The sequence below is a fragment of the Raoultibacter timonensis genome (genome assembly GCF_900240215.1).
GTDB classification, from domain to species: domain Bacteria; phylum Actinomycetota; class Coriobacteriia; order Coriobacteriales; family Eggerthellaceae; genus Raoultibacter; species Raoultibacter timonensis.
In genome coordinates, this window is the sequence record NZ_LT964679.1 from 1,294,842 (window position 1) to 1,320,942 (window position 26,101).

Consider the following 26,101-nt stretch of genomic DNA (forward strand, 5'->3'; position numbering starts at 1 on the left):
CTTACTTCACCCCCCAAGGGCTTGTGACGGTCTTGAAGCTCTTACCCGTCGCAGGCTCGGTTACGTGCACGGCGCATGCGGTGCAGGGGTCGAAGCTGTGCACGGTGCGCAGCGCGTTGATCGGCATCTCGATATCCTCGACGGGAACGCCGATGAGGGCTTCCTCCATGGGGCCGTTGTTACCCTGGGCGTCGTGCGGTGCGAGGTTCCACGTGGACGGGATGATGATCTGGTAACCCTTGATCTTGCCGTTCTCGACGTCCTCGTGATGGTAGAGAGCGCCGCGCGGAGCCTCCCAGAAACCCGTACCCGAACCGGTGATGGTCTCGGGCTTGCGGAAGTACTCGGAATCGCCGCCCTTGACAGCCTCCATCAGCTCCTGCACCCATTCCTTCATGAGGCCGGCGATGTAGAGCGTCTCGATCTGGCGGACGGCGGTACGGCCGAGCGTGGACTGAGCCTGGCCGAGCTGGATGCCGAGGGCCGCGGTGAACGCGTTGACCTGCTCGACGATGAACGGCACGTTGCGCTTGTAGGCGACGAGCACGCGGGAGAGGCCGCCGGCCTCTGCGGGCTTGCCGTCGTAAGCGGGGCACTTGACCCAGGTGTAGCGGTCGCTCACCGTGTCGGTGCCCTCTTTGTAGTACTCGGTGAACTCGGGCTCGGTCACGAAGTACGGCGAGGTGTAGGTCTCGTCGCCCTTGTACCACGAGTGGCCCATGTACTCGGTGATCATGCTCTCCTCGACATCGGAGAGGTTGAGCTTCTCGTCGAGAACGCCGGCCGGCAGGTAGCGGTCGTTCATTTCCATGTTCTCGTTCTCGAATACGCCCCAGGCGATGTAGCGGCCAACGCCCTTGCCCCAGTTGAGCGCGTCGGCATACGCCGGAGCGATGGCAAGGGTGTCGGGAATCATGGTCGACTCGACCCAGTTGTAAATCTCGTTGACAAGCGCCCACAGATCGTCGAGCTTCTCCTCGGTGGGAACCCACATGGTGCCGCCCGGAACGAGCGTCATGACGTGGGGCATCTTGCCGCCGAGCAGACCCGCGACCTCAGAGGCCTTAGCCTGCATCTGCAGGGCCTCAAGATAGTGGGCGGTGCAGATGAGGTCGAGCTCGGGATCGAGTTTGTAGGCCTGGCCCTTGTCGGCCTCGAACCAAGCGCCCGAGAAGATGGACATTTGGCCGTTGTCGGCGAACTTGGCGAGGCGCTCCTTCAATGCGACGAAGTCGCTGTTGGTGGAGGTGCCTGCCGCGAGAGCCAGATCGTACGCATCGGCGGGATCCGCCTTGAGCGCGTTGATCGGGTTCACGTAGTCGAGTGCGGCCAGATTGTAGAACCACAGGATATGGCTGTGGAGGAACTGGGCGCCCTCGAGGAGGTTGCGGATGATACGGGCGTTGTTGGAGATCTTGATCCCGTAGGCATGCTCGCCCGCGATAGCGGAAGAGTGCGCATGGGACACAGGGCACACGCCGCAGATGCGCTGCACGATCTGAGCGGCATCTTCGGGGGTGCGATCCTGAACGACGAGCTCCATGCCGCGGAAACAGCCGCCGGATACCCAAGCCTCAGAAACCTTGCCGTTGGTAACTTCCATCTCAACGCGCAGGTGGCCTTCGATTCGGGTGATCGGATCGATAATTGAACGGGTCATTTACTCCTGGCCTCCCTTCGCGTCGTCGTCATCGTACTTGCCGATGGATTTATCGGGGTGCTTCGCATCCCAAGCGCGCTTCTTCTCGAAGTCGGCGCCGCCGTCCATGCGGCCGGACACCTTCATGCCGAAGCCGTGAACGATGAGCGCACCGGCGACGACTGCGGTCACGATGAGCGCAACGGTGCCGGGCTGGAACACGAAATCGCCGACGCGCAGATCGCGATGGCGCTTGTAGAACGGGGTGTTGACCTCGACCCAGTTCTGGCCGGGGTTCATCGGGTTAGCCTCGCAGCAACCGATGCAGGGGGCGCCGGACTCGACGCACCAGCTGCGGCGGTGGTTCCAGCGAACGATCCCGCAGTTCGACTTGGTCTGCGGGCCGCGGCAACCGAGCGGATACAGGCAATAGCCCATGGCTTCTTCGGGTGAGCCGAACTCGTACACGAATTCGCCGTTCTCGAAGTGGCCACGACGCTGGCAGTTGTCATGAATCGTCTGGTCGTAGATAACCGACGGCTTGTTCTCGCCGTTCAGCGCGGGAAGCCGCTGCATGAGCACCACGTCGACCAGGATCGCGACGAGCCACTCGGGGTTCGCCGGGCAACCCGGAACGTTGATGACGGGGGTCTCGACACCGGCCTCCTTGAGATACTGCTGCACGCCGAGCGCATTCGAAGGATTCGGATGCGCGGCCATCCAGCCGCCGTTGACTGCGCACGAACCGAGCGCAACGACCGCATTGGCCTTCTCTGCCGCATGGACGAGAATATCGGTTCCCGTCTCGTTGGCAACGCGGAGAGCCTGGCCGCCCCAATTCTTCAGGACACCGCCCTCGTACACCAATATATAGTTGCCAGCTTCGATCGTCTGCTCTTTCGCCTCTTCCATCGACCAACCGGCTGCGGCGGAAAGCGTCTCGCAATAATTCAGCGAGATCATTTCCAAAACTACTGTCGCAGGGTCCGGTGCATCGGCCTGGGCGAACGATTCGGTACAACCCGTGCAGGATGCTCCTTCGATCCAGATAACCGGATACAGGTTGCCCTTAGTTGCGCCGATCACAGAACTCTCGAGGGCCTGGGCTACCTGCGGAGCAGCGAGCTCGGTTAATCCGGCCGCCACCGCGACAGCGCCGCAGAGTTTCATGAAATCGCGACGGGTTACCCCGCGTTCGGATAGCATTTCCTGAAACTCTGATACAGTGGCCTCTGTTTCCATGTGCACACCTCCTCAGGTGCTCTCGTCTTACTACTACTGTGGGTATTGTCCCCGAGGATGAATTTTTTGTTGTGGACGGTTAAGCCAAGTGCCATTTTTCAGCCGCAAATGGCATCAAAATGTTACAAACATGATTACTCGTAACATATATACCCGATCTCCTGCATAAATGTAGGATGATATGCAACGACCCCGCTCGAAAGCGGGGTCGTTTTCGCATATTCATGCAGAATTCTGCATCGAAATGCACGTCCTCGAAAGATGCACTCCTTCGGCGGAACGTCTAGTAGTTTTCGCAGCGAATCTCGAAGTGGGCCTGCGGATGCGCGCACACGGGGCACTCTTCGGGAGCCTCCGTGCCGATGTGGATGTGCCCGCAGTTGTTGCACTTCCATGCGTACACCTCGCCGCGCTTGAACACCTCGCCGTTGTTGATGCGCTCGATAAGCGTGCGGTAACGCTCCTCGTGCTCCTTCTCGACGCCGGCAACGCCGTCGAACAGCTCGGCCAGATCCTCGAAGCCCTCCTCGCGTGCGACCTTGGCGAACTCGGCGTACATCTCGGTCCACTCCTCGTTCTCGCCCGCTGCGGCGTCGGCGAGGTTGTCGAGCGTCGTGGGGATGGCCCCGCCGTGCAGCGCCTTGAACCAGAGCTTCGCGTGTTCCGCCTCGTTCTTCGACGTTTCCAAGAAGATGTTCTGGATCTGCACGTAGCCGTCCTTCTTGGCCTGCGATGCGTAGTACTCGTACTTCGTGTGAGCCTGCGACTCGCCTGCGAACGCGTGCCAGAGATTCTTCTCCGTTTGCGAACCCTTGAGTTCCATGTCCTCGCTCCTCTCGTGCCGGGCCCGATGACCCCGGCCATCCATCTGCCTTCCGTCTGTACGCCCGGCACCCGCGCGCAATCGCGTTCGAGCCGACCGTAGAATGCACTATAGAGCATTGGGCGCAAACGCGGCCTTGTCGTGGAAATATTCCGATAACTTTCCCCAGATGATCGCATGGCGTGCATATCTACGGCTAAGATGGTCGGGTTACCGAAACGCCGCAGACGCGCGTACCTGTCCGCCCGCGGCTCGAAACCGAAGGATGCACCATGACCGAACCGCACGCTCTCGCCTATCTCGGACCGCTCGGAACCTACACCCACGAGGCCGCCCGCGCCTTCGCCGCACGCCTCGGTATCGCCGACCCCGAGTTCATCGAGTGCTCCTCGTTCGACGAGGTGTTCGACTGCGTCGAACGCGGCAAATGCGAGTACGGCGTCGTCGGCATCGAGAACTCGCTCGAGGGATCGGTGACGGCAACGCTCGACAACTTCGCCTTCAACAGCTCGGCGAACATCCTCGGAGAAGAGGTGCTCGACATCCACCATAGCCTGATCCTGCACCCCGAAGCCAAACTCGAGGACGTCACCACGATCGCCTCGCACCACCAGGGGCTCGCACAGTGCCGCCGCTACATCGCCGAGCGTCTGCCCGGCCGCGACACCATCACCACCTNACCACGATCGCCTCGCACCACCAGGGGCTCGCACAGTGCCGCCGCTACATCGCCGAGCGTCTGCCCGGCCGCGACACCATCACCACCTCCTCGACCGCCGAAAGCGCCCGCCTCGCCGCCTCCAACAAGCACATCGCCGGCATCGCGAACGCGTTCGCAGCCGAGCTGTACGGCGCGATCGTGTTCGACGATCAGATCGAAGACCACTTCGGCAACCAGACGTCGTTCGCCCTCATCGCCCGCCAGGGCCATCCGAGCGTGTTCGAAGGCGATCGCCACAAGACGTTTCTTGCGCTGTTCATGCAGATCGACCGTGCGGGCACGCTTTCCATGATCCTCTCGGAGTTCGCCTATGCGGGCATCAACCTCACGATGATCCAATCGCGCCCCACCAAGCAGGCGCTCGGCGACTACATGTTCTTCGTGAGCTTCGAGCGCTCGGTGAGCGATCCCCAGGTGCAGACCGCGCTCAACTGCCTGCGCCTCAAGCTACGCGAAGTGAAGGTGCTCGGCAGCTACCCGATCGCCTAGCACCTGCAGCGACCGGCCGCAGCCGACCCGTCGCACCGATCGGACACCCCGGCAGCCCGCAAAAAAGCGAACGGATGTTTCACGTGAAACATCCGTTCTGTTTTATAGGGCGACACCATCGCCGCAGGCCCGGCGGGAACGCGCACCGCAGCGCCGGCTACCCGAGAAAGCCCAGATGCTCGAGCAGGATCTTGAGGCCGATCAGGATGAGCACGACACCGCCCGCTACGGTGGCGGGCTTACGGAACCGCGATCCGAACTGATTGCCCGTCGCAACGCCGACGAACGACAGCACGAACGTGGTGGCAGCGATGGCTAGAGCCGCCGGCACGATGTCGACGCGCAGGAACGCGAACGTGATGCCGATGGCGAGCGCGTCGATGCTCGTGGCGATCGCGAGCATGACAAGCTCTTTGATGTCGAGGCGCTCTTCGCCCTCCTTGCATTCGGTGCATTCGTCTTCCTCGTGGAACGCATCCCACAGCATTTTGGCGCCGATGAACGCGAGCAGCACGAATGCGATCCAATGATCGATGCTCGTGATGTAGCTTTCGAACTGGGTGCCGAGCGCCCAGCCGATCACGGGCATGATGCCCTGGAAGCCGCCGAAGAACAGCGCGATCACGAGCGCGTGTTTCCAATTGAGCTTGCGCATGCCAAGCCCCTTGCATACCGATACGGCGAACGCGTCCATCGACAATCCGACGGCGATGAGCGCCAATTCAACGAACCCCATAGGTTTCTCCTCTCGCTTGCAGTCCACCGGCCTCTCACCGCACGCGGACGCAAAAAAACCGGTGCATCGCACCGGCCATAAAAAAACGGTGCGACGTCTCGTCACACCGCAAGTCTTGTCAATTAAGGCCAGCCAGCTTCAAAAAGCAGTATGTTGACATGGCCGCGGCCTTTTCGCCGCCGACTACTCCCCTACGGGTTTCGGGTATCCTACCACATAACAAGGCCTACGCGAAGAGAACTTCACCCTCGCGCCTGAAAAACCCTTCCGCCACCATATCGGCGAGAATCGATTCGAAATCGGCCCGATCAACACCGCCGCGACCGGCTTCCCGCTCGAAGGCGTCGAGCTTCGCGAACAGCTCGTCGGAAGCCATCCCCGACTCGGCGAGCACGCATCTGAGCATCTCGGCGCGCTTCTGCCTGCGCGAGCCCTCAAACGCGCTCTGCCGCGTGTAATGGGCGCTCCGGCGCGAGGGGTTGACAGTCGTCTGCTTGAGGTGGGCGCCCCAATCGAGGAGCGCATAGTACCAAGCGCGGGGTCGATCGACCGGGCAGGTTGCCTCGACAAGGGGCACAAGCTCCCGATCGGCCACCTTCTCGGCATCGGGGAACAGCTCGTGGATGAAGACAGTGCGCACGTTCGTCTCGATGTAGACCGACGGCTCGTTGTACGCGAACGATATCACGCCCGCCGCCGTGGCCTGCCCGATACCCGGCAGCTCGACGAGCTCTTCGCGCGTACGGGGCAACGCGCCCGCGTAGCGCTCGGAGCACTGTTCGGCCGCTCGTTTGAGGGCAAGCGCCCGACGGTTGTAGCCGAGCCCCTGCCACTGTTCGAGTACGAACGCGGTATCGGCGGCCGCAAGGGCGTCGATCGTCGGGAACAGCGCCATGAAGCGCTCCCAATGCTTGAGTACGCGCGATACCTGGGTTTGCTGCAGCATGACCTCGGACACGAGCACGCCGTAGGCGTCGTCGATGTTGCGCCAGGGAAGCTCGCGATAGCGGGACGCGCCCTCGGCCCAGACCCGCTCGACGAAGCGTTCGAGATCGAACGCTTCGAGCTCGATAGCAGAATCCGCCACGGTAGAAGACCGCCGCTAGACCGGTCGCTTNATCCACTTGTCGTATTGGGCATCGGGTCCGAGCACCTCGATCACCTTCGGATGCTCATCGCCCAAGGTGAGGATGTCGGCAAGCGTGAAGGCGGCGAAGTAGTCGTTGAGAAGCTTATCGGCACCCTGCCACACGCGGTTGTACGCACAGCCGCCCTGCTTCTCGCAATACTCGGGATCGACGGAGCACAGCGCGACGCTCACCGGCCCCTGCACCGCCTCGAGCACATCGAGCAACGTCACCTTATGGGGATCGCAGTTGAGCACGAGCCCGCCGCGTGCGCCGCGGACCGTCTTGATGAGCCCGCCCTTGACGAGGTCGTGTTGAATGCTGCGTGCGAACGCGTACGGTATGTCCTCCTTCTCGGATATCTCCGAAACCGAAACGTACTGCTCTCCACTCTGAAACGCGGCGCGCAGAATACGGCACGCATAATCGCAGCGTCGTGTTACATCCATCTCGTTACTCCCCTATCCCATTCAGAAGGTCGTCGATCTTGTCGATCTGAGCGCGGAAATCCTCAACGACAGCGTCCTCGAGCTGCCGGTATTCCTCGGAATCGAGCGGTTGGTAAGCCGCCAGCTTCTCGAACATGTTATCGGCCGAAACCGGCATGTAGCGGCGTGCCACCAGGCTCGCCTTATAGGCATCCTCCACCGCTTCACGGGCGGCCATGTAGATGTCGAAGCGCGACATGCCCGCCGAATAGCGCACGAGCGCAGAGCGGTCGATCGAGCGCATCGAAGGATGCTCCGAAGCGATCCGGATCCACAGATCGGCACGCTCCGAAGGCGAGGGGTCGTCGATGTCGACGACCGTCACCGGATCGAGCAGGTCGTAGAAGAACCCGTCGATCTCGCCGTCGCCGCCAGCCGATGCGAGCACGTACACCTCGGGGTTCTCGACCGCCGAGCGGATGAGGTTGATCGCCTCGCGGGCGCCGCGGGACAGCTGGGCGTACGCGAACATGCCCATGTCGTCCGAACCGGCATCGGCAAGGGGCGAGCCCCACAGGTCGACGTCTTCGAGCACGAGGATGCCGCCGCCCTCGAAAGCGTTGCGGGCCGCGTTGAGCTTGGGCTGGTTGTCGGCCTGGGCCATGACGCAGAGCACCGGCATGCCCTGGAGGTTCTCCTCCATATGCATGCGAATCGCGGGCAGCCCGATTTCACCGAGCGTCGCCGACATGAACTGGTTGGCGTCCTCGCGCACCGGCGCGCGGAACAGGTAGGTGTCGATGATGGGCATCTTCTTGAGTCCGTGGCGCACGTTGAGCGTTTCGACGAGCTCCTGGAACTGGGGGTCGTCCTGCATTCCCACGCCGAACCCGTTCATCGTCTTCACGGCATCGCGGAAGCCCACGATGTCGCGGTAGGTAAGCCGCTCGACGAACTTTACGTCCGAAGACGCATCGTCCGCCTTGTCGGCTTGAGCATCGCTTCCTTGGGTGCCGCCCGACGCATCGCCGCCGCCTAGCCCCTTGGCCTTCTCCCCCGCGGTCCCCCCGTGCAGGGGAATGAGCGAAGGTGCGCCCGCCTGGCGGTGTTCGACCTTCATCATGAGGGGATGCGCCGACAGCCCGAGGAAATCCTGCGAGATCATGTCGGTCATGTCCTCGAGGTCCTCGCGCGTAAGGCCGAACTCCTCGAGCTTGTCGAGAGCCAAGCGCTGCAGCTGCTCGGCGCAGTCGGCGACCTCTTCGGGAGTCATGTACGGCTCGAGCTTCTCGAAGATGTACTCGGCCAAAGAGCGCTCCTTGAGCTTGCAGGCCAAGCGCCATGCCTGGCGCAAGCCGTCGATCGCGGCGCTATCGGGCATGTAGGCTCCATGGGTCGCCTTCTCGAAGGCCGCCAGGTAGAGGTGCATGCCCAAAACGGCATCGCCTGCCGCGCACGCCTGGGAGGCGCGGCGCAGGTATTCTGCCGACGTATTGTTCGTATCGTTGTTCTGACTTGGTGAGCTGTTCGTATCCGCATCGTTTTCAAACATCGTCTCTCACCCCTTTTCGCTCGCGTGTCTGGTACGGAGTAAATGTGTAAGTTCGGGTATCATTTTAATATGCCAACGCCTTGCCCAGGCGGTAAAGATCGTATTATGCAGAAAACGTCACACAACCGAGACGTCGTCGCCACCGTACGTCCACGCGTGCATCGCGCTTACAGGTAATATACTACAGTATCATCCGACCGCATCGGCCGGCGTCAATCCCAATCGAGTATCTCCCAGCCCTTCCGCCGCGCCGTCCGCGCAAGCGGCTTGTCCGGTGTGACCGCGAACGCGCGTTTGGCCGCCGACAGAAGCGCCCTATCCGAATGATGATCGCCGTAGGCGTAGCCGAGTTCCCAATTGTCCCGCCCGTAGCGCTCGTCCGCGTAGCGCCTTATCGCAGCCACCTTCTCTTCGCCTTCGATCGGCAGGCCCTCGACCTCGCACGTATAGCAGCCCCCGCCATCGATGCGCATGCGCGTGGAAACCTGATGGTCGAACCGGTGGAATTCCATGGCGCGCAGGATGATCGGCTCGAACGTTGCCGACACGATCACGACATCGTGGCCGGCCGCTGCATGGGCGGCCATCGTCTCGTCGGCCTGCCTGCGAAACCGCCGATCGACCTTCTCGTCGTAGAACTTCCGCATGAACGCATCGGCCTGCTCGTGCGGCATTCCGAGAAACGCCCTGAACACCAGTCCGCGAACCCAACTCTCGTTCTGCGGCAGGCGCAGCTTGTAGGCAGCCGCCCATAGAAGGATCCTCAGCACGACGGTGTTCTCGAGCATATCGTGCTGCATGAGGTAGCGGACCAGCATCACCGGCGAATTGCCCGAGATGCTCGTTCCGTCGAAATCGAACACCGCAAGCTCAACCGGTTCGGTTGCAGATCCGGCCCCATCGCCCACAGACGGCGCAGCAACTTCGCCCCCCATCGGGCTTCCAGCGCCTTCGCCGCACGTCTGCGGCTGCCCCGACAGGTTCGCCGGAGCAGCCGTTTGCTTATCGTTATGAATGTCAGCCATGCCCTAATCTCTACAGTCCGAACTCGACGCGTGGGTCGCAGCGGGCGTGAGACGTGCGCGCTTGCGGCTTACTCTTCCACTTCGTCGATGCAGTCAACGAACTGTGAATTATACAGCTCGGAGTAAAAACCGCCAAGCGCCAGTAATTCCTCGTGTGTTCCCTGCTCCACGATATCGCCGTCCCGGATCACGAGAATCAGATCGGCGTTCTTGATCGTCGAGAGGCGGTGCGCGATAACGAACGACGTGCGGCCCCTCATGAGGTTGTCCATCGCCTTCTGGATGCGCTCTTCCGTTCTCGTATCGACCGAGCTCGTCGCCTCGTCCAAGATGAGCATGCGGCGATTCGCAAGAATGGCGCGTGCGATCGTCAGAAGCTGCCTCTGGCCTTGGCTGATGTTGCTCGCATCCTCGTTGATCTCCATGTCGTAGCCGCCGGGCTGCGTCTGGATGAAGTGGTGGGCGTAGGCGGCCTTGGCGGCGGCCTCGACCTCTTCGTCGGTCGCGTTCAAGTCACCGTAGCGGATGTTCTCGCGTATCGTGCCCTTGAACAGCCACGTATCCTGCAGCACCATGCCGAACATCGATCGGAGGTCGTCGCGGGCGAAATCGCGGATATCGTGTCCGCCGATGCGAATGGCTCCCGAGTTCACGTCGTAGAAGCGCATGAGCAGCTTTACCATGGTGGTTTTGCCCGCGCCGGTCGGTCCGACGAGTGCAACCGTCTGGCCCTCGGTCACCTTCGCGGAGAAGTCGTTGATGACGATCTTGTCCGGCGAATACCCGAAACGAACGTGATCGAACTCGACCTTGCATTCGACGTCCTTCGATGCCACCAGCGCATCGTCGGGCGTCTCTTCGGGCTCGTCGAGGAACTCGAATACGCGCTCTGCAGCGGCCGCCATCTGCTGCAGCACGTTGGAAACCTGCGTAAGCTGCGTGATGGGCTGCGTGAAGTTCTTCACGTACTGGATGAACGCCTGGATGTCGCCGACCGTGATGACGCCCTGGACGGCCAAGAAGCTGCCTGCAATGGCCACGGCCACGTAGCCGAGGTTGCCTACGAACGTCATGATGGGCATCATGAGACCCGATATGAACTGCGATTTCCACGCCGATTCGTAGAGCTTCGCGTTCGTCTGATCGAACTGGGCCGCCGTCGCGTCTTCCTGGCCGAACGCCTTCACGATGGCGTGTCCCGAGAACGTCTCCTCAACCTGGCCGTTGATCGCGCCGAGCGTTTTCTGCTGGGCCTTGAAGTAACCTTGGCTCCGCTTGACCACAACGGCGATCAGCACGATCGAGATGGGCACCATGACCACGGTGATGAGCGTCATGAGCGGGTTGATCGAAAGCATCATGACGAACACGCCGACGATGGTCGTGATCGAGGTGATGAGCTGCGTTACGCCCTGGTTGAGGCTCTGGCCGAGCGTGTCGACGTCGTTGGTGATGCGAGAAAGCGTATCGCCCACCGAGTTGCGCTCGAAGTACCCCATCGGCATGCGGTCGATCTTCTCTGAAATGCGCTTGCGCATAAGATAGCTCGTCCGTTGCGAGACCGAGCTCATCATCCAACCCTGGATAAAAGAGCAGATCGCCGACAGGAGGTAGAGTCCGAGCGTGAACAGAAGGATGCGCGCGATCGCATCGAAATCGATGCCGCCCGTTCCCGCGATTTTGGCCCCGATGCCGTTGAACAGCTCGGTGGTCGCCGTCGAGAGCACCTTGGGACCGATGATGTTGAAGATGGTGGAGCCGATGGCGAACACGAACACGATGGCGATGGCCACCTTGAAGTTGCCCATGAACTTGAGCATCTTCAGAAGCGTGCCTTTCAGGTCTTTGGGCTTCTCGCCGGCCATCATGGCGCCGGGGCCGTGCCCTGCGCCGAATCCGCGCCGCGGCGCCCTCTTCGTCTCTGTTGCGCTCATGCCGCATCACCTCCCCCGAGTTCCGCCGCCGAGAGCTGCGAAAGCGCTATCTCGCGGTACGGTTCGCAATCCACCATGAGCTCCTCATGGGTTCCCTTGCCTACCACGCGCCCCTCGTCGAGCACGACGATCTGATCGGCGTTGAGCACCGTCGAGATGCGCTGCGCCACGATCACCACCGTCGCCTCCCCGAGCTGGGTATGGAGGGCCTGCCTGAGCGCCGCATCGGTCTTGTAGTCGAGCGCCGAGAAGCTGTCGTCGAACAAGAACGCGCGCGCTCCCGTCGCCAACGCCCTCGCGATCGCGAGGCGCTGGCGCTGACCTCCCGATACGTTGGTGCCTCCCTGCGATATGTCGCTTTGGAAGCCCTCCTCCTTCGAATCGATGAACTCGGTCGCCTGCGCGATGGACGCGGCTCGCTCGATGCTGTCCTCGGACATGCCCTCGTCGGAGTAGGCGATGTTCGAAGCGATGGTGCCCGAGAACAAAAACGCCTTCTGGGGCACGTATCCGAGCATGCTGCGCAGCTTGCCCTGGGAAAGGTTGCGCACGTCGACGCCGTCGATGGTCACCGATCCGCTCGTTACGTCATAGAAGCGCTCGATAAGCTTGATCACCGTCGACTTGCCCGATCCGGTCGACCCGATGATGGCGGTCGTCTTCCCCGGCTCGGCGGTGAAATCGACATGCTCGAGCACGCACTCGCTCGAATCCTCGTACTTGAAGCACACATCGTTGAATGCGATGCGCGCACCGCCCCCAGACGCCATGCGGTCGTCCTCGCTCTGCTCGGGATCGCAGATCGTCGTCTCGGTATCGAGCACTTCGTTGACGCGCTGCGCGGCAACGTCGGCACGGGGCAGCATGATGGAGATCATGCCGATCATCAAGAACGACATGATGATGACCATGGAATAGGTGATAAACGCGATCAGATCGCCCGTCTGGATGGTGCCGTTGTCGATATAGGAGCCGCCCACCCACACGATGAGCACCGAGATGCCGTTCATGACGAGCATCATCACCGGCATCATAAACGTCATGACGCGGTTGGTGAAGAGCTGTGTTTTCATGAGCTTCGTGCTGGCCGCATCGAAGCGTTCCTCTTCGAACCGCTGGCGGTCGAACGCGCGGATGACCGGCAGGCCCGTGAGGATCTCGCGCGAAACGAGGTTCACGCGGTCGATGAGCTTCTGCATGATCTTGAACTTGGGCATCGCCACCACCATGAGCAGCGCCACCAGGATGCCGATGATCACCACCGCTATGACGATGATCCAGCTCATGGCGAAGTTGGTCTGCGACACCATAATGATGCCGCCGATGGCGAGGATGGGCGAATACAGCACCATGCGCAGCAGCATGACCGTGACCATCTGAATCTGCTGGATGTCGTTGGTGCCGCGCGTGATGAGCGAGGCGGCCGAGAAGCTCTGCACTTCGGCATCGGAGAAGGAAACGACCTTCTTGAACAGCTTTTCGCGAAGGCCCCGTCCGATCTTGGCCGCGGTCCGCGAAGCGATGAGCCCGATGAGGATGGCCGCGACCATCCCGAGCGCCGCAAGCCCGAGCATGATGGCGCCGATGCGCAGAAGGTAGCCCATCTGCATGGCGCCCATGTCGTAGCCGAGCTCTTCGTACTCGCCGATGGCGGCTTGGATAGCCTGCTGCTCGACCAGGGAATCGCCCACGTCGCCCATCTTCGCCTTCGCCTCGTCGACCATCTCGAGAAGCTGGTCTTTGGTGACGGCGCCCGAATCGTAGGCCGCCTTGAGCTGGGCGATGTCGACGTCGGGGATCTGCCCCGCATAGTGTATGACCACAAGCGGCATGGCCATGACCGAATCGAGTTCTTCGATCTCGCCTCGGCCCGTGTCGTTGAGCTTGTAGGTGCCTTGATCGGTTTCAGTGTAGGCGGCGCGCACCATAGCCTCGTCCTCGGCCGGCACGAGCATGCAGACCTCGTCGAAGGTTTCAGCGCGCATTTCGTCGAGCGCGACATGCTCCACGCCCGATTGCTGGATTCCGACGTCGACGATGTGCGACGTGTAGCGCGGCAGCGAGAGGTCGGTGAACGCCTGCACGATGAGCAGCGCCACGACCAGCAGGACCGCGATCTTGGAATCCTTGAGATAACGGATTATTCGCATGGGTATCCTTTTCGAATCAAACCTGTGGGAACCGTACTATTGCTTCGTCCGAGGGCAATGATGATCGACGCGTTCGATCTTTCCCTCCTCCGCTTGTTTTTCATGGAAGTCGAGGATCTTGTGCAGCGTGGCGACCATATGATCGATGTCCTCGACGCCGACGTACTCGACCATCTCGCTCAGGTGCCGTTCGCGCATGGCATCGGCCTCCTTCGCGATCTCGGCCCCCCGCTCGGTAAGCTCGAGGGAAACGGCGCGGAAATCGTCGCTTACGCGATGGCGCTCCACGTAGCCCTTCTCTTCGAGGAGCTTGAGCGTCTGCGAGAGCGCGCTCGGCGTCATGTGCATGCGCTCGGCGAGGAAGCGCGGCTGGATGGTCTGCTCGCCCTCAAGCCGGGCCGTGTAGATGCCCACGACAATGCGAGACTCCGAAAAGGTGAGCCCTTCCGGGGTAAGAAACGGGATATAGGCCCCCTTTCTGAATCGCCTCATGATCTCGAGCAGCCCTTGTTTGGTTTCCTTTGGCAAATCGGCCATACTGCATCCTTTTCGTTTCCTCCGCGAAAAGCTTCCGCGAGGAATCCGCCGCACAAGCAACCTCGTTTCGGCCATACAATTTAGCTTCTAAACAATATCACTACTTAATTGTTTTGCAACAGGGTTATCGTTTCGTAGGAAACCTTTCACAGTTCGCACATTCGACGGCGCTGAGGGCCCGGCGCAAAGCACCCATGCGGCGGGCGGGTACGAAAGCAACCCCGCAGCGCAAACGGACCGCAGGCGTCAGCTCCGCAGTAAAAATCCTCGACTCGGAAAGCGGCGAACAGACGCTTGGATACTCGGCGCAGCTGCACAGCCTATGGCGAAGAACGGCTTTCCGCAACCGAGGGACCAGGTGCCGAGCATACGCGTGGCGCCTCCCAGGCGATGCCACGCAGCGCATGCCAGCGAATAGCCCGACAACAAGCCGAATGCAGGCGCGCCGATGGCGGCCCGCGAAACGCGCAGCCGATGCGCCGTGCGCGCATCGCACTCGGCTCGCTATCGCCGAAGCGCCCCGGACGCGCTGATACCGCCGTCATGGGCGCACCTGCACCGAATTCAGCATCGGATGGGATACGGCAGGCGGTCAAAGCGGCTTTTTGACAAACGGTTCCTGGAAAGCTGTTTCGGCAAAGCTCCGCAAACTCGCTTGACCTATGCCCCGCTATGAAAAAACCTCCCGAAGGAGGTTTGATTTCAGATGGCGGGATGTACGAGACTCGAACTCGCGACCTCCGACGTGACAGGCCGGCGCTCTAACCAACTGAGCTAACACCCCGTGCTTTCAGCAGCGTTGGATATTCTACTGGACAACCTGATCTTGCGCAATACCCTATTTTCAAACTTTTTTTCATCATTCGGAAACATGCTGAAATCGGGGCGCTCGCCCGCATGCTGCGGCAATCGCCTTCGCTCTGATGCCACCGGATCCTGCGGCATCGACCGCCCGCAGCGAAACGCAGCGCCGCCTCACACCGCCCGCTGCTCGGTGCGCGTGATGGAGAGCGCGTAGACGTCGGGGTCGTTCGCGAGCAGGTTCGCGAGCAGCACGTCGGGACGCAGGCTTCCCGTCGGCTTCGCCTCGAGCGAAAAGACGAGGATGTTCTTGTTCTGCTCGATTTCCCCTTTGAGGAATTCGCGGGGATCGAGTATTTTTTCCTTCTTCTTGCGCACGACCGTAATGCTCTGCGGCACCTCGAGGCGCTCGGGCGTGCCGGAAAGCACCACGCGGTACGTGCTCACCGGATACGCCACCGAAGCGGCAAGGTCGCGCGATCCGATGTACTCGCACGAGGTAACCATGAGATCGGGCACGCTTGCCTCCACGAGCGCATCGGATACCTTCTCGGGGGCGATATAGCGGGTCATCTGCAAATCGAAGCACTCCCTCGCTCCGCCGACCCCCACGGGCAATGCGGCGCCGAAGGCGATTTTCATATGGGGCGAAAACCCCTGCGAGATGGCGTACGGCAAGCCGGCGCGGCGTACGGCGCGCTCGAGCGCGCGGGCGACNCTGTATGCGGTACCGCACGACGTTGTGGGGAATGCCGAGCACTGCAGACAGGCGCTGCACGACGGTCCGATCGTCGGCCACCTCCACATCGGCGAGCACCGTGAGCGATTTGCGGTTGCGCACGAGCTCGATGCCGTCGGCGTCGTAGATGTAGCCGCGCGGCGCCGGCGTCGAGACGGTGGTGTACTGGTTCTCGTCGGCTTCCTTGCGGTATGTTTCGCTGTTCGACTGAAGGCTCCACGCCTTCACCGCAAGCGAGCCGAATATGCCGGCCGCGAGCACGCCCATGGCGATGAAGCGCGGCCTGAGCGTTTCGCCCAGATTGGTCGCCGATGTCTGCGGCGCATTGACCCGCGCGTCGGCATGGCCTCGCCCGCGGGAGCGCGCGCCNGGGACAGCATCGCGCACCTGCCGCTCTTGCGAAAGTACACGCGCAAACGGAAGTTCGACGGATCAGGCATGGCGCACCTCCCTCGTCACGATATCGGTATCGAGCACGGGGCAGGCCCCGCATGCCGTGCACGAGGTGAACGAGCAATCGGGCGTCGTCTCCCCCGCGTCGGCGCGCTTACGCTCGAGGCGCATGAACGCATTGCTCACCCCTGTCGAAATGTGGTTCCACGGCATAACGTAGGACAGATCGTAGGAGCGCTGGGCCACGGATACGGGATCGAACCCGAGTTCCTCGGATGCTGCGTCCCACGCCGCCTGATCGAAGCTCTCCGACCACGCGTCGAAGCGCGCGCCGTGCTCCCATGCGCGCTCGACCCAATCGGCGCACTCGCGACCGCCCCTGCTCATAACCGCCTCGATGAAACTCGTCGAGGGATCGTGCCAGTGCACGTCGACCGCACGGTACTTCACCGACGAGCGCAGAAGATTCACCCTGCGCATGGCCTCTTCAGGCGGAATCTGACCGTCCCACTGAAACGGCGTCTGCGCCTTGGGAACGAACAGCGCGCACGAGACGCTCATGCGCACGTGTCCGCGCTGTTCGGGGGGGACCGCCGCCTTCGCGCGATCGTAGGCCCTCTGCGCGAGGCTCGCGATGCCCTTGATGTCGTCGTCGGTCTCGGTGGGAAGTCCGATCATGAAGTACAGCTTGCAGCGCCGCCATCCGGCTTCGAAGGCCGCATCGATGGCGCTGAACAGATCGTCCTCGGTAACGTTCTTGTTGATGACGTCGCGCAGGCGCTGCGTGCCCGCCTCGGGGGCGAACGTAAGGCCGCCCTTCTTCTGGCCCGCCACAAGGCCCGCCATATCGACGCCGAACGAATCGAGGCGCTGCGACGGTATGGATATCCTAATGCCCTTGCCCTCGCATGCGCGGTTGAGACGCGTGAGGATATCGGCTATCTGCGAATGGTCGGTCGACGAAAGCGAAGTCAGGCTCACTTCGTCGTAGCCCGTCTCCTCAAGGCCCTTGATCACCGATTCGACGATGTTGTCGGCCGAACGCTCGCGCACGGGCCGATACATCATGCCCGCTTGGCAGAAGCGGCAGCCGCGCGTGCAGCCGCGCAGTATCTCGACGTTGAGGCGGTCGTGCACCGCTTCGGTGAACGGCACGATGCAAGGCTCCCATGCGGGGCTGTCGGCAAAGCCGTCGAACAGGCGCTTGGTGAATTCGGTCGGAAGGTCCTCGTGCTTCGGGCGAATCCACGAACCCGCATCCTGAGCCTCCGCCTCGCCCGCCCAATCGTAGAGCGAGGGAACGTAGCATCCGGGCAGCTTCGCCAGCTCGCGCAGCATCTCGGTGCGCGACGCGCCGCGCTCTTTGAGCGAGCGATGCAGCGCGAGCATCTCGGGCACCGATTCCTCCCCTTCCCCGATCGAGAAGGCGTCGAAAAACGGAGCGTACGGTTCGGGATTGAACGCGCAAGGGCCACCTGCGAACACGAGCGGATCCGATTCGCCGCGATCGACGGAGCGAAGCGGAATGCCTGCAAGGTCGAGCGTTTCGAGCACGTTGGTCGCCGCAAGCTCGTGCGGCAGCGTGATGCCCACGACATCGAATTCGATAAGCGGCGCGCAGCTTTCAAGCGAGAACAGGGGCAGCCCCTTCTCGCGCATCAGGTCGCAGAACTCGGGGGCGGGCAGAAAGGCGCGCTCGGCAGCCATGCCCGCCTGCTCGTTCACGACGTTGCAGAGGATGCGGATGGCCTGGTTCGCCTGTCCGAGCTCGTAGGTATCGGGGTAGACCATGCAGAACCGATACGGCTCGTCGGGCTTGTACGTACAGCCCCATTCGTGGTTAATGTAACGCGCCGGACGCTCGGCATCGCCGAGCAGCGCCGTAAGGCGCCCCCACAGATCGGTCATGCCCGAGAGCCCCTTCCGAAGCGGTTCGCCACCGTATCGCTCAGGCGATGGGCGACGTTCGTCGCCGCCTTCGCAGCAGGCCCCGGAACCACTCCCGCGAAAGCGACGGCGTCGACCGCCGAAGAGGCCATCGAAGACGCCACGGGGACGACGTTGCCCGCCGCATTGCTTGCAGCACGCCCGACCTTTGCCGCAGCAGCCTTTGCCGCAGCGGCAACGCTCGGCTGCTTGCGGGCGGAGTCCGCCGCCATAACGGCCTTGTCGCGCGCACGGCCGACCACTTCGGCAAGGTGGTCGATTTTGCCGTCGCCCTCGAAGTACTCGACGGCGGCGCGGCCCATGGCAAGCGTTCCGGTATAGCCGATCGCAGCCTTGATGGCCCATCCGAGCGCAGGTACGAACGCAACGAGCTGCCGCGCGACGGCGCGGCAGGCGAACGCGCCGCCCACCACCGCTGCGAGTTCCTTCACGCGCTCGACGGCCATGGGCTGGCCGTAGGCCGCAGCGATCTGGAGCAGCATCTTCGCCTGGTTGAGCGTCATAATGGGCATGTCGGCGCCCGGCAGTATCACCACAAGTCCGATCCCCGCGTTCTGCACAGCCGTGGCGTTGACGGCCTCGAGCGAGAGCGGCTTGCGCACGAACCGAAACGCGAGCGCGAACGCAAGGCGCTTGTCGCGGCACGCCTCGATCACCCACTCGCCCATCCGCTTGTTGAGCGAAAGGGCCCCGTCCACCGTGAGCGGGTAGGGTTCGTGCACCCCGTTCGCCTCTTCGGGAAGGGCGAGCACGTCGTCGATAGCGGGTGCAACGAGATCGTCGTGCAGAACAGGGTGCCCGCTCGCTTCGGCGATTTCCGCAACGAGCTCGGGAAGCGTCGTCACGATCATGACGGGGACGCCCGCCGCACGGATATCGGCGGCGTAGCGCCCGACGTGCTCGTCGAGCCCTGCCACGATGACCGCCATATCGGCTTCGGGTGCGGCGACCACGGGAAAGCTCGGGAAGTAGACCATGCTGACGCGTGCGTGGACGCTCGCGCTCGCGAACGCCTGGCGGACATGCGCCTGCACATCGCCCGGAGCGGTCTCGTCCATGTATATGCTCACCGAAATCGGGGTTTCGCGCGCCTCGTCGATATTGGTAGCCTCGTCGATAACGGCCTTGATGTCCACGGGAATCTGCATGATTCGCTTTCTCCTGTCTAGCGGCCGTTATGGGCCCATACGGACCCGATGAGCCCGAGGAGCATGAAGTTCATGACCATGCCCGTCGACCCGTAGCTCACAAACGGCAGGGGTATGCCTGTGATCGGCATGAGCCCGAGCGTCATGCCGATGTTTTCAAGAATCTGGAACAACCACATGCCGACGGTGCACATGACGATAATCGTACCGAACAGGTCAGAGGAGGCGCCGGCAATTCGGAAGCATATCAAAACGAGCGCGGCGTAGAGCGCAAGCAGCGCCATTACACCGAAAAACCCGAGTTGTTCTGCCAAGACGCAGAAGATGAAATCGGTCGGCGCCTCGGGCAGGAAGCCGAGCGTCGCCTGCGTGGCGTTGAACAGCCCCTTGCCGAACAGCCCCCCCGATCCGATGGCGACCTGCGCCTGCTTGAGGTTCCATCCCTCGTCGGAAAGGTTCACGCTATCGTGTTCGAGAAACACGAGCAAGCGGTTTCTCTGGTACTGCTTGAGCAGCTTGTACTCGCCCGTCGCATCGTAGAGCACCTGGTCGATGGCGAACACGGCGGCGATGGCGGCGATGCCCGCGACAAGCGTGATCAGGAGGAACTTCGGCCGCGCTCCGCCGACCACGAGCGCAACCGCTGTGATGAACAGGTACACGAGGCCGGTTCCCAAGTCGGGCTGCGTCATGATGCAGAGAAACGGCACGAGCATGATGCCGAGCGCCTTGAGGTACTCGCGCACGTCGTCGAGCCTTCCGCCGTAGCGCGAGACGACGCTTGCAGCCAGCAGGATGACGGTGATCTTGGCAAACTCGCCGGGCTGCACCTGTATGCCGACCTTGATCCACGATTGGGCACCCATGCCCGCATCGGTGCCGAGACCCGGAATATGGGGCGATAAAATGAGTGCGACGCTGACGACGAGAAGAACCGTCGTGAAATCGGAGAGGTTGCGGTAGTCGAAGCGTCCGATGACGATCATGACCACAGCACCGATGGCAACGCAGGCGAGCTGGCGCGAGAAGCTGTAATCCGCATCGTTGTACACCGCCGTGTAGACGATGACGAGGCCGTAGGAGACAAGCAGCGCGAGAACGATGAGGAACGGCAGGTTGAAGTACTTGAACCGGCGGGGTTTCGTGGCATCGACGACGGCTCTGTCGGGCGCTTTGACCGATTGTATTTGCGGCAGCTGAGGCATCGGCGCTCCTAGTCCGTTCTTCCCGAGCCGTCGCTCTTGAGCGGCAGCGGTATGTACTTGCCCGAGGACGCGGCGACGACGCCCACGGTAGGATCGAGCTCGCCGGCATCGGCTGCAAGAACGGCCGCCATGATCTCGACGCCGAGCGGTGCGGCGACTTCGCTGCCGCCTCCGCCGTGGTTCACCTGGCAGGCGACCACGTACTTCGGATCGTCGAAGGGGGCGTAGCATACGAACCAGGCCGATTCGTTCTTGCCGTCAGAGTACTCCGCAGTACCCGTTTTGGCCGCCGCATCGATGCCGTGCTCGCCGAAGAGCTTCGCTATGCTCTCGTTCTCGGTCGCGACGCCATGGAGCGCATCGCGCATGATCTCGAGGTTCTCGGGCGGCACGTCGGGCACACCCGTGACCTCGGGCTCGAACGAAACCACCACTTCGCCCGAAGAGTTGCGGGCTTCCTTGAACAGATGGGGCCGCATGAGGTTGCCGGTCGCGATCGCGCCGTAGGCGACTGCCATCTGCAGCGGCGTGACGAGCACGTCGCCCTGGCCGATGACCATGTTGGTAAGATCGCCGCCCATCCACTGCTGCGCTTCGGGGTAATCCGCAAAGTGCTCGGCTTTCCATTGGGGCGTCGGAACGCGCCCCGCCGCTTCGGAGGGGATGTCGATGCCCGTCGTCTTTCCGAACCCGTACTTTTCCACGTACTCCTGCATGGCGGTGTCGCTGATCGTGCCGCCCTGCGAGGCGCCCGCCTGAAAGAAGTTCTTGCCTATCTCGTAGAACACCGTGTCGCACGACTGCACGATGCCCTCCCTGAAGCTGATAGGCCCATGCCCGGTTCGCAGCCAGCACTTCTGGGGGGCGCCCGTGTTGAAGCCGTCCCACGAACCCGTGCAGTCCCAGCTTCTGCCCGTATCGGCGAACCCGTACGCGAGGCCGGCAAGGCCCGTGAACGCCTTGAACGTCGAAGCCGCCGCATAGTTTCCCGCAATCACGCGGTTGAGCAGGGGCTGGAATTCCGAATCCTTAGTGTACAGGCTCCACATATCATCGCCGATGCCGCCGACGAACACCTCGGGAGAGAAGGTCGGGTAGCTTGCCATCGCGACGATGGAGCCGTCGCGCACGTCCATGACGACGGCCGAAGCCGAATCGCCCTTCCCGGTACCGATCGTCGCGTCGGTGGGTGCCACAAGATCGGCGAGCATCTGGTCGATCTTGTACTGAACGGGCGCCTTGATGGTGAGGTAGATGTCGTTGCCCTTCTCGGGGTCGGTCTCGCTCACCACGCGCTGCACCGTCCCGTCTGCAGCGGCGACCAGCACGCGCTGGCCGTGCGTGCCGGCGAGCAGCCGCTCGTAGCCCGCTTCCACGCCCGATTTGCCCACGACATCGCCCATTTCGAGCTCTGCGCCGTCGATCGGGGTTTCAAGGTCCTTATCGTCGGCGGTGCTCGCGTAGCCGAGCGCGTGGGCAGCGAGCGCGCCCCACGGGTACTCGCGCACCGAGCGCTCCTGCGTCGTCACGCCCGGAAAGGCCGACAGGTGCTCGGATATGAAGGCGATGTTGCGCAGATCGACGTCGCTTGCGACCACGCGCTGGCTCTGCGCGCCGGTCGTCGCATCCTGTATGCGGTACCGCACGACGTTGTGGGGAATGCCGAGCACTGCAGACAGGCGCTGCACGACGGTCCGATCGTCGGCCACCTCCACATCGGCGAGCACCGTGAGCGATTTGCGGTTGCGCACGAGCTCGATGCCGTCGGCGTCGTAGATGTAGCCGCGCGGCGCCGGCGTCGAGACGGTGGTGTACTGGTTCTCGTCGGCTTCCTTGCGGTATGTTTCGCTGTTCGACTGAAGGCTCCACGCCTTCACCGCAAGCGAGCCGAATATGCCGGCCGCGAGCACGCCCATGGCGATGAAGCGCGGCCTGAGCGTTTCGCCCAGATTGGTCGCCGATGTCTGCGGCGCATTGACCCGCGCGTCGGCATGGCCTCGCCCGCGGGAGCGCGCGCCGACGCCGACGGTGTTGATGGCGCGCACGTCCATCCGCTTGCTTGAGGCCTTGGGTGATTTCGTGCGGTTGCGGATTGTGAACACCACGACGAGCGCGATGATGAGCACGACGACGGTGACGATGGTTGCGATGATTGCAGCTAGCATGGATCCCCCGCCCTATCGGCGACGCTTCGACTTCGCCGACGGCCTCAAAAGGGGGCTTGCCGTCGGCGCGGCGGTCGATTTGACGATGGGGCTTGCCGCCCTGGCGGCGGTCGATCCGACGATCNACAGCGTTTCGTTGTTAAGCACCGTAAAGGCGCGCGACGCGGCGAACGCGGCCAGCACGAGGAGGAACGCCATGGCTCCCACGGGACCGTTGCCGAGAAGATCGTAGGCGAGTCCGAGTACGAACGCGAGCACGAGCGTCGAGCTCGTCGGACGCACGATGGCGATCGCAAGCACGTACGCCGCTATGAAGTTCGGCATAGCGGAAAGGATGGCTACGTTCGGCGCGATGACGATCTGGGCGAGAACCGCAATCACGGCGCCGACAAGCACCGCAAGGGTGTCACGATTCATGGCTTGCATCTCCTTCCGGGTCGGTTGAGGACGGATCGGCTCCGCCCGCGTCATCCCCGTCATCCCCGGAATCGCCTGCATCCCCCGAAGCCCCGTCGTTTGAGCCCGCGTTCGAATCGTCCGGCTTCGCTGAACCCGTGTCCGACGCGGCAGAACCCGACGCCGAGGCGTTCGGATCCCTGAACGTGCTCGACGCAGCGCCTTCGGAGGTCATATCCAAAACGACGAGCACTTCCTGCAAAAGCCCCCTATCGCCGTTCGGCGCCACAACGGCGCGCACGGTTGAACCGCTTGCATTCTTTTCGACCTTGGTCACCGTGCCGATGATAAGGCCTTTGAAATAGCTGCCTCCGAGGCCCGACGTGATAACGACGTCGCCCTCTTCCACCGTCGCATCGGCTGCCATATCCTCGAAGTACAGGACGCCCTCGACCGATCCGCGCACGATGCCGTCAACGCGACTCGATCGCGCCGTAGCGGAAACGCCGCTCTGCGCATCTTTGACAAGCCGCACGTCGGCCGTCGCAGGCGTCGTCGACACGATCATGCCGACGAGGCCCGATTGCCCCATGACGGGAAGGCCGCTGCGAAGCCCGTCATCCGACCCCTTGTCGATGGTTATGGTCCGATTCCACGAATCGGGGCTTCTGCCGATGACGCGAGCGCCGAGCGATTCGAACCCGTAGGCTTCTCGCATGTTCGCGAGAACCTGGAGGCGCTCGGATTCCTGCATGTACTCCTCGAGCCGGGAAACGCGTTCACGAAGCTGCTGGTTTTGCGCCTTCAGCCCGCTCAAGGTCGATGGATCCGAATCGCCGCCTTCGCTGCTCTGCTCCTGTTCGCCGGACGACCCCGCCTCGGATCCCGCAGCCCTCTCGCCCAAAACGATCCGGACATCCTGCATCGACCCGATCTCGCCGTTGGGCGCGACGACGGCCCGCACGATCGAGCCGCTCGCATTCTTCTCGACCTTCGTAACCGTGCCGATGATAAGCCCCCGCGAAGAGGAGCCGCCGAGGCCCGACGTGATGATGACGTCGCCCTCCCCGACCTCCGCATCGGAAGCCATATCCTCGAAGTACAAGACGCCTTCGAGGGACCCGCGTACGACGCCTTCGACGCGGCTCGATTGCACCATAGCCGATACGCTGCTCTGCGCATCTTGCACAAGCCGCACCTCGGCCGTCGTAGGCGTCGTCGAGACGATCGTGCCGACGAGGCCCGATTGCCCCATGACGGGAAGTCCGGAAGCCGCGCCGCTGTCCGAGCCCCGATCTACGGTGACGATCCGGTTCCACGAATCGGTGCTCCTCCCCACCACCCGACCGGCAACCGAATCGAAGCCGTACGCGTCGGTGAGGCCGAGTGCCTCCTGAAGAGCCTGATCCGTCTGCGTATAGGATTCGAGCTGCGAGATGCGGTCGGCGAGCTGCCGGTTCTGCTCGCGCAGGCTTTCCCGCGCCGATTCGGAGGCCGTTGCGTCGGCGATCGCGGTTCCCGCCGAGCCGATGAGCGATCCGCCGAACGATCCGACGAATTTGAACGGCGCCGCAATGCCCGAGACCGCATTCTGGACGGAATGGAGCGGACCCTTGCCGTTTTCGCGGGCATAGACGGCCATGCACGCGAGCGAGAGCACCAAAAGAACAATCAGCAGCACAGGGCCGCCGATTGAAAGAGGTTTCCTTTGCTGGTTGAGGGCCACGAGGCGCTTCTCACCGCCTTATTTCGATCGCATAAGGGTCTGTTTGAGCGCGGTCGGGGTTTCGAGTACCTTGAGGCATCCGGTTACGACGTTGGTAAGCGCAGTCTCGCTGACCCATACGGGAATCTCGAGCTTGTCGGTAAGGTAGCGATCGAGGCCGGAAAGCAGGCCGCCGCCGCCGGTGAGCAGGATGCCGTTCTGGATGATGTCGGAAGCCAAGTCGGGGTTGGTCTTCTTGAACGTTTCCTTTATGTGCACGACCATCTCGTCGATGGGCGCCTGCAGTGCGGCGCGCACATCCTCCGATTGGATCGTAACTTCTTTGGGTTGCTCGGTGACCACATCCTGGCCCGAGATGATCATATCGCGCTCGCGGCCGTCCTCGAAAGGCAGGATCGATCCGATTTTGATCTTGATGACCTCCGCGGTACGCTCGCCGATCTTGATGCCCAGAAGATCGCGCAGATGAACGGCAATGGCCTCGTCCATACGGTTGCCGGCCAAGCGCAGCGAAGACGACGTGACAATGCCGCCGAGCGAGATAACGGCCACTTCGGTGGTGCCGCCGCCGATGTCGACGACCATCGAGCCTGTAGGCTCGGTAACCGGAAGGTCGGCGCCCATCGCAGCCGCCATGGGCTCTTCGATGAGGTACGCCTGACGGGCGCCGGCCTGGATGGCCGCCTCGAACACGGCGCGCTTCTCGACCGAGGTTGCGCCGCAGGGAATGCAGATGACGATACGGGGTTTGGCCTGCCAGGGGTACTTGCGCACCGATGCCTTGCTGATGAACGCCGAGAGCATCGCCTCGGTCACATCGTAATCGGCGATGACGCCGTCACGCAGCGGATGCTCCGCCGAAAACGCGTCGGGCGTATGGTTGATCATGTTCTTCGCCTCGTGGCCGACCGCCAAAACGCGATGCGTGCTCTTCTCGATAGCGACAACCGAGGGCTCGTTGATAACGATACCCTCGCCCTTGATGGCGACAAGCGTATTGGCAGTCCCGAGGTCGATGGCCATGTCGGACGACATCTGGCCCCCGAATCCCGAAAACATATCGAAAATGGACATAAAGGCTAACCCCTTTATCATCATTAAACATGCGAACCTGCATTTTAGCACAGGGCAAAATGGACTGTGCCAAAATCCACAGGTGGTACATGCTGCGATTGAAT

At 62.4% G+C, this 26,101-nt stretch carries 20 protein-coding genes, 1 tRNA gene and 1 pseudogene; 2 read left to right on the forward strand and 20 right to left on the reverse strand.

Annotated features, from left to right (window positions below; genetic code table 11):
- Nucleotide 1: 1 nt before the first annotated feature.
- The 3 genes from C1722_RS05760 to rbr all read right to left on the reverse strand — a co-directional run bounded on the left by C1722_RS05760 (nt 2) and on the right by rbr (nt 3,704).
- Nucleotides 2-1,660 carry a nickel-dependent hydrogenase large subunit gene (locus C1722_RS05760; RefSeq protein ID WP_102378394.1) on the reverse strand — a complete coding sequence of 553 codons (1,659 nt, stop codon included), beginning with the start codon at nt 1,658-1,660 and terminating at the stop codon, nt 2-4.
- Entirely contained in the window at nt 1,661-2,881 is a 1,221-nt protein-coding gene (locus C1722_RS05765) for a hydrogenase small subunit (protein ID WP_102378395.1), read from the reverse strand.
- A gap of 283 nt (nt 2,882-3,164) precedes the next feature.
- Entirely contained in the window at nt 3,165-3,704 is a 540-nt protein-coding gene (gene rbr, locus C1722_RS05770) for a rubrerythrin (protein WP_102378396.1), read from the reverse strand.
- Nucleotides 3,705-3,976: 272 nt separating this feature from the next.
- Here rbr and C1722_RS17565 point away from each other — a divergent pair.
- Nucleotides 3,977-4,222 (forward strand): annotated as a pseudogene (locus tag C1722_RS17565) (prephenate dehydratase domain-containing protein); the annotation flags it as partial.
- Nucleotides 4,223-4,329: 107 nt separating this feature from the next.
- The gene (locus C1722_RS17570) at nt 4,330-4,914 is read left to right on the forward strand and encodes a prephenate dehydratase (protein ID WP_280522934.1); all 585 of its coding nucleotides are present in this window, start codon (nt 4,330-4,332) and stop codon (nt 4,912-4,914) included.
- Between the two features lie 157 nt (nt 4,915-5,071).
- Here the strand turns inward: C1722_RS17570 and C1722_RS05780 are convergent, their stop codons facing one another.
- The 17 genes from C1722_RS05780 to mreB form a co-directional block, all read right to left on the reverse strand.
- Nucleotides 5,072-5,650, reverse strand: coding sequence for a manganese efflux pump MntP (locus C1722_RS05780; RefSeq protein ID WP_102378397.1), 579 nt, complete (start codon nt 5,648-5,650; stop codon nt 5,072-5,074).
- 226 nt (nt 5,651-5,876) lie between these two features.
- Nucleotides 5,877-6,737 (reverse strand): HhH-GPD family protein, encoded by an 861-nt coding sequence (locus C1722_RS05785; RefSeq protein WP_102378398.1) that lies wholly within the window; start codon nt 6,735-6,737, stop codon nt 5,877-5,879.
- Between the two features lie 15 nt (nt 6,738-6,752).
- On the reverse strand, nt 6,753-7,226 hold the full coding sequence (locus tag C1722_RS05790; RefSeq protein WP_102378399.1) for an RrF2 family transcriptional regulator: 474 nt from the start codon (nt 7,224-7,226) through the stop codon (nt 6,753-6,755).
- 4 nt (nt 7,227-7,230) lie between these two features.
- Complete coding sequence (locus C1722_RS05795) at nt 7,231-8,757, reverse strand: ribonucleotide reductase subunit alpha (protein WP_102378400.1); 1,527 nt, start codon at nt 8,755-8,757, stop codon at nt 7,231-7,233.
- A 212-nt stretch (nt 8,758-8,969) separates the two neighbouring features.
- Nucleotides 8,970-9,782, reverse strand: coding sequence for an HAD family hydrolase (locus C1722_RS05800; protein ID WP_244902458.1), 813 nt, complete (start codon nt 9,780-9,782; stop codon nt 8,970-8,972).
- Nucleotides 9,783-9,850: 68 nt separating this feature from the next.
- Nucleotides 9,851-11,716 (reverse strand): ABC transporter ATP-binding protein, encoded by a 1,866-nt coding sequence (locus tag C1722_RS05805; protein ID WP_102378401.1) that lies wholly within the window; start codon nt 11,714-11,716, stop codon nt 9,851-9,853.
- Nucleotides 11,713-13,866 (reverse strand): ABC transporter ATP-binding protein, encoded by a 2,154-nt coding sequence (locus C1722_RS05810; protein WP_102378402.1) that lies wholly within the window; start codon nt 13,864-13,866, stop codon nt 11,713-11,715. Before C1722_RS05810 ends, C1722_RS05805 begins: the two co-directional genes overlap by 4 nt.
- Before the next feature lie 36 nt (nt 13,867-13,902).
- Complete coding sequence (locus tag C1722_RS05815) at nt 13,903-14,403, reverse strand: MarR family winged helix-turn-helix transcriptional regulator (protein WP_180995056.1); 501 nt, start codon at nt 14,401-14,403, stop codon at nt 13,903-13,905.
- A 707-nt stretch (nt 14,404-15,110) separates the two neighbouring features.
- Nucleotides 15,111-15,187, reverse strand: a tRNA-Asp gene (locus C1722_RS05820).
- 191 nt (nt 15,188-15,378) lie between these two features.
- Nucleotides 15,379-16,011 (reverse strand): TIGR03936 family radical SAM-associated protein, encoded by a 633-nt coding sequence (locus tag C1722_RS05825; protein WP_102378404.1) that lies wholly within the window; start codon nt 16,009-16,011, stop codon nt 15,379-15,381.
- A gap of 364 nt (nt 16,012-16,375) precedes the next feature.
- Nucleotides 16,376-18,244: a TIGR03960 family B12-binding radical SAM protein gene (locus C1722_RS05830; RefSeq protein ID WP_102378405.1), complete on the reverse strand. Its 1,869-nt coding sequence runs from the start codon at nt 18,242-18,244 to the stop codon at nt 16,376-16,378.
- Nucleotides 18,241-19,431 (reverse strand): YcjF family protein, encoded by a 1,191-nt coding sequence (locus C1722_RS05835; RefSeq protein ID WP_244902459.1) that lies wholly within the window; start codon nt 19,429-19,431, stop codon nt 18,241-18,243. Before C1722_RS05835 ends, C1722_RS05830 begins: the two co-directional genes overlap by 4 nt.
- A 17-nt stretch (nt 19,432-19,448) precedes the next feature.
- Nucleotides 19,449-20,636, reverse strand: a complete 1,188-nt coding sequence (locus C1722_RS05840; protein ID WP_102378406.1) for an FtsW/RodA/SpoVE family cell cycle protein — start codon at nt 20,634-20,636, stop codon at nt 19,449-19,451.
- Between the two features lie 8 nt (nt 20,637-20,644).
- Entirely contained in the window at nt 20,645-22,801 is a 2,157-nt protein-coding gene (mrdA, locus tag C1722_RS05845; RefSeq protein ID WP_102378407.1) for a penicillin-binding protein 2, read from the reverse strand.
- Between the two features lie 12 nt (nt 22,802-22,813).
- On the reverse strand, nt 22,814-23,299 hold the full coding sequence (mreD, locus tag C1722_RS05850) for a rod shape-determining protein MreD (RefSeq protein WP_102378408.1): 486 nt from the start codon (nt 23,297-23,299) through the stop codon (nt 22,814-22,816).
- Nucleotides 23,208-24,923 carry a rod shape-determining protein MreC gene (gene mreC / locus C1722_RS05855; RefSeq protein ID WP_146040611.1) on the reverse strand — a complete coding sequence of 572 codons (1,716 nt, stop codon included), beginning with the start codon at nt 24,921-24,923 and terminating at the stop codon, nt 23,208-23,210. Before mreC ends, mreD begins: the two co-directional genes overlap by 92 nt.
- Nucleotides 24,924-24,941: 18 nt before the next feature.
- The gene (gene mreB / locus C1722_RS05860) at nt 24,942-25,997 is read right to left on the reverse strand and encodes a rod shape-determining protein (RefSeq protein ID WP_102378410.1); all 1,056 of its coding nucleotides are present in this window, start codon (nt 25,995-25,997) and stop codon (nt 24,942-24,944) included.
- Nucleotides 25,998-26,101 lie beyond the last annotated feature (104 nt).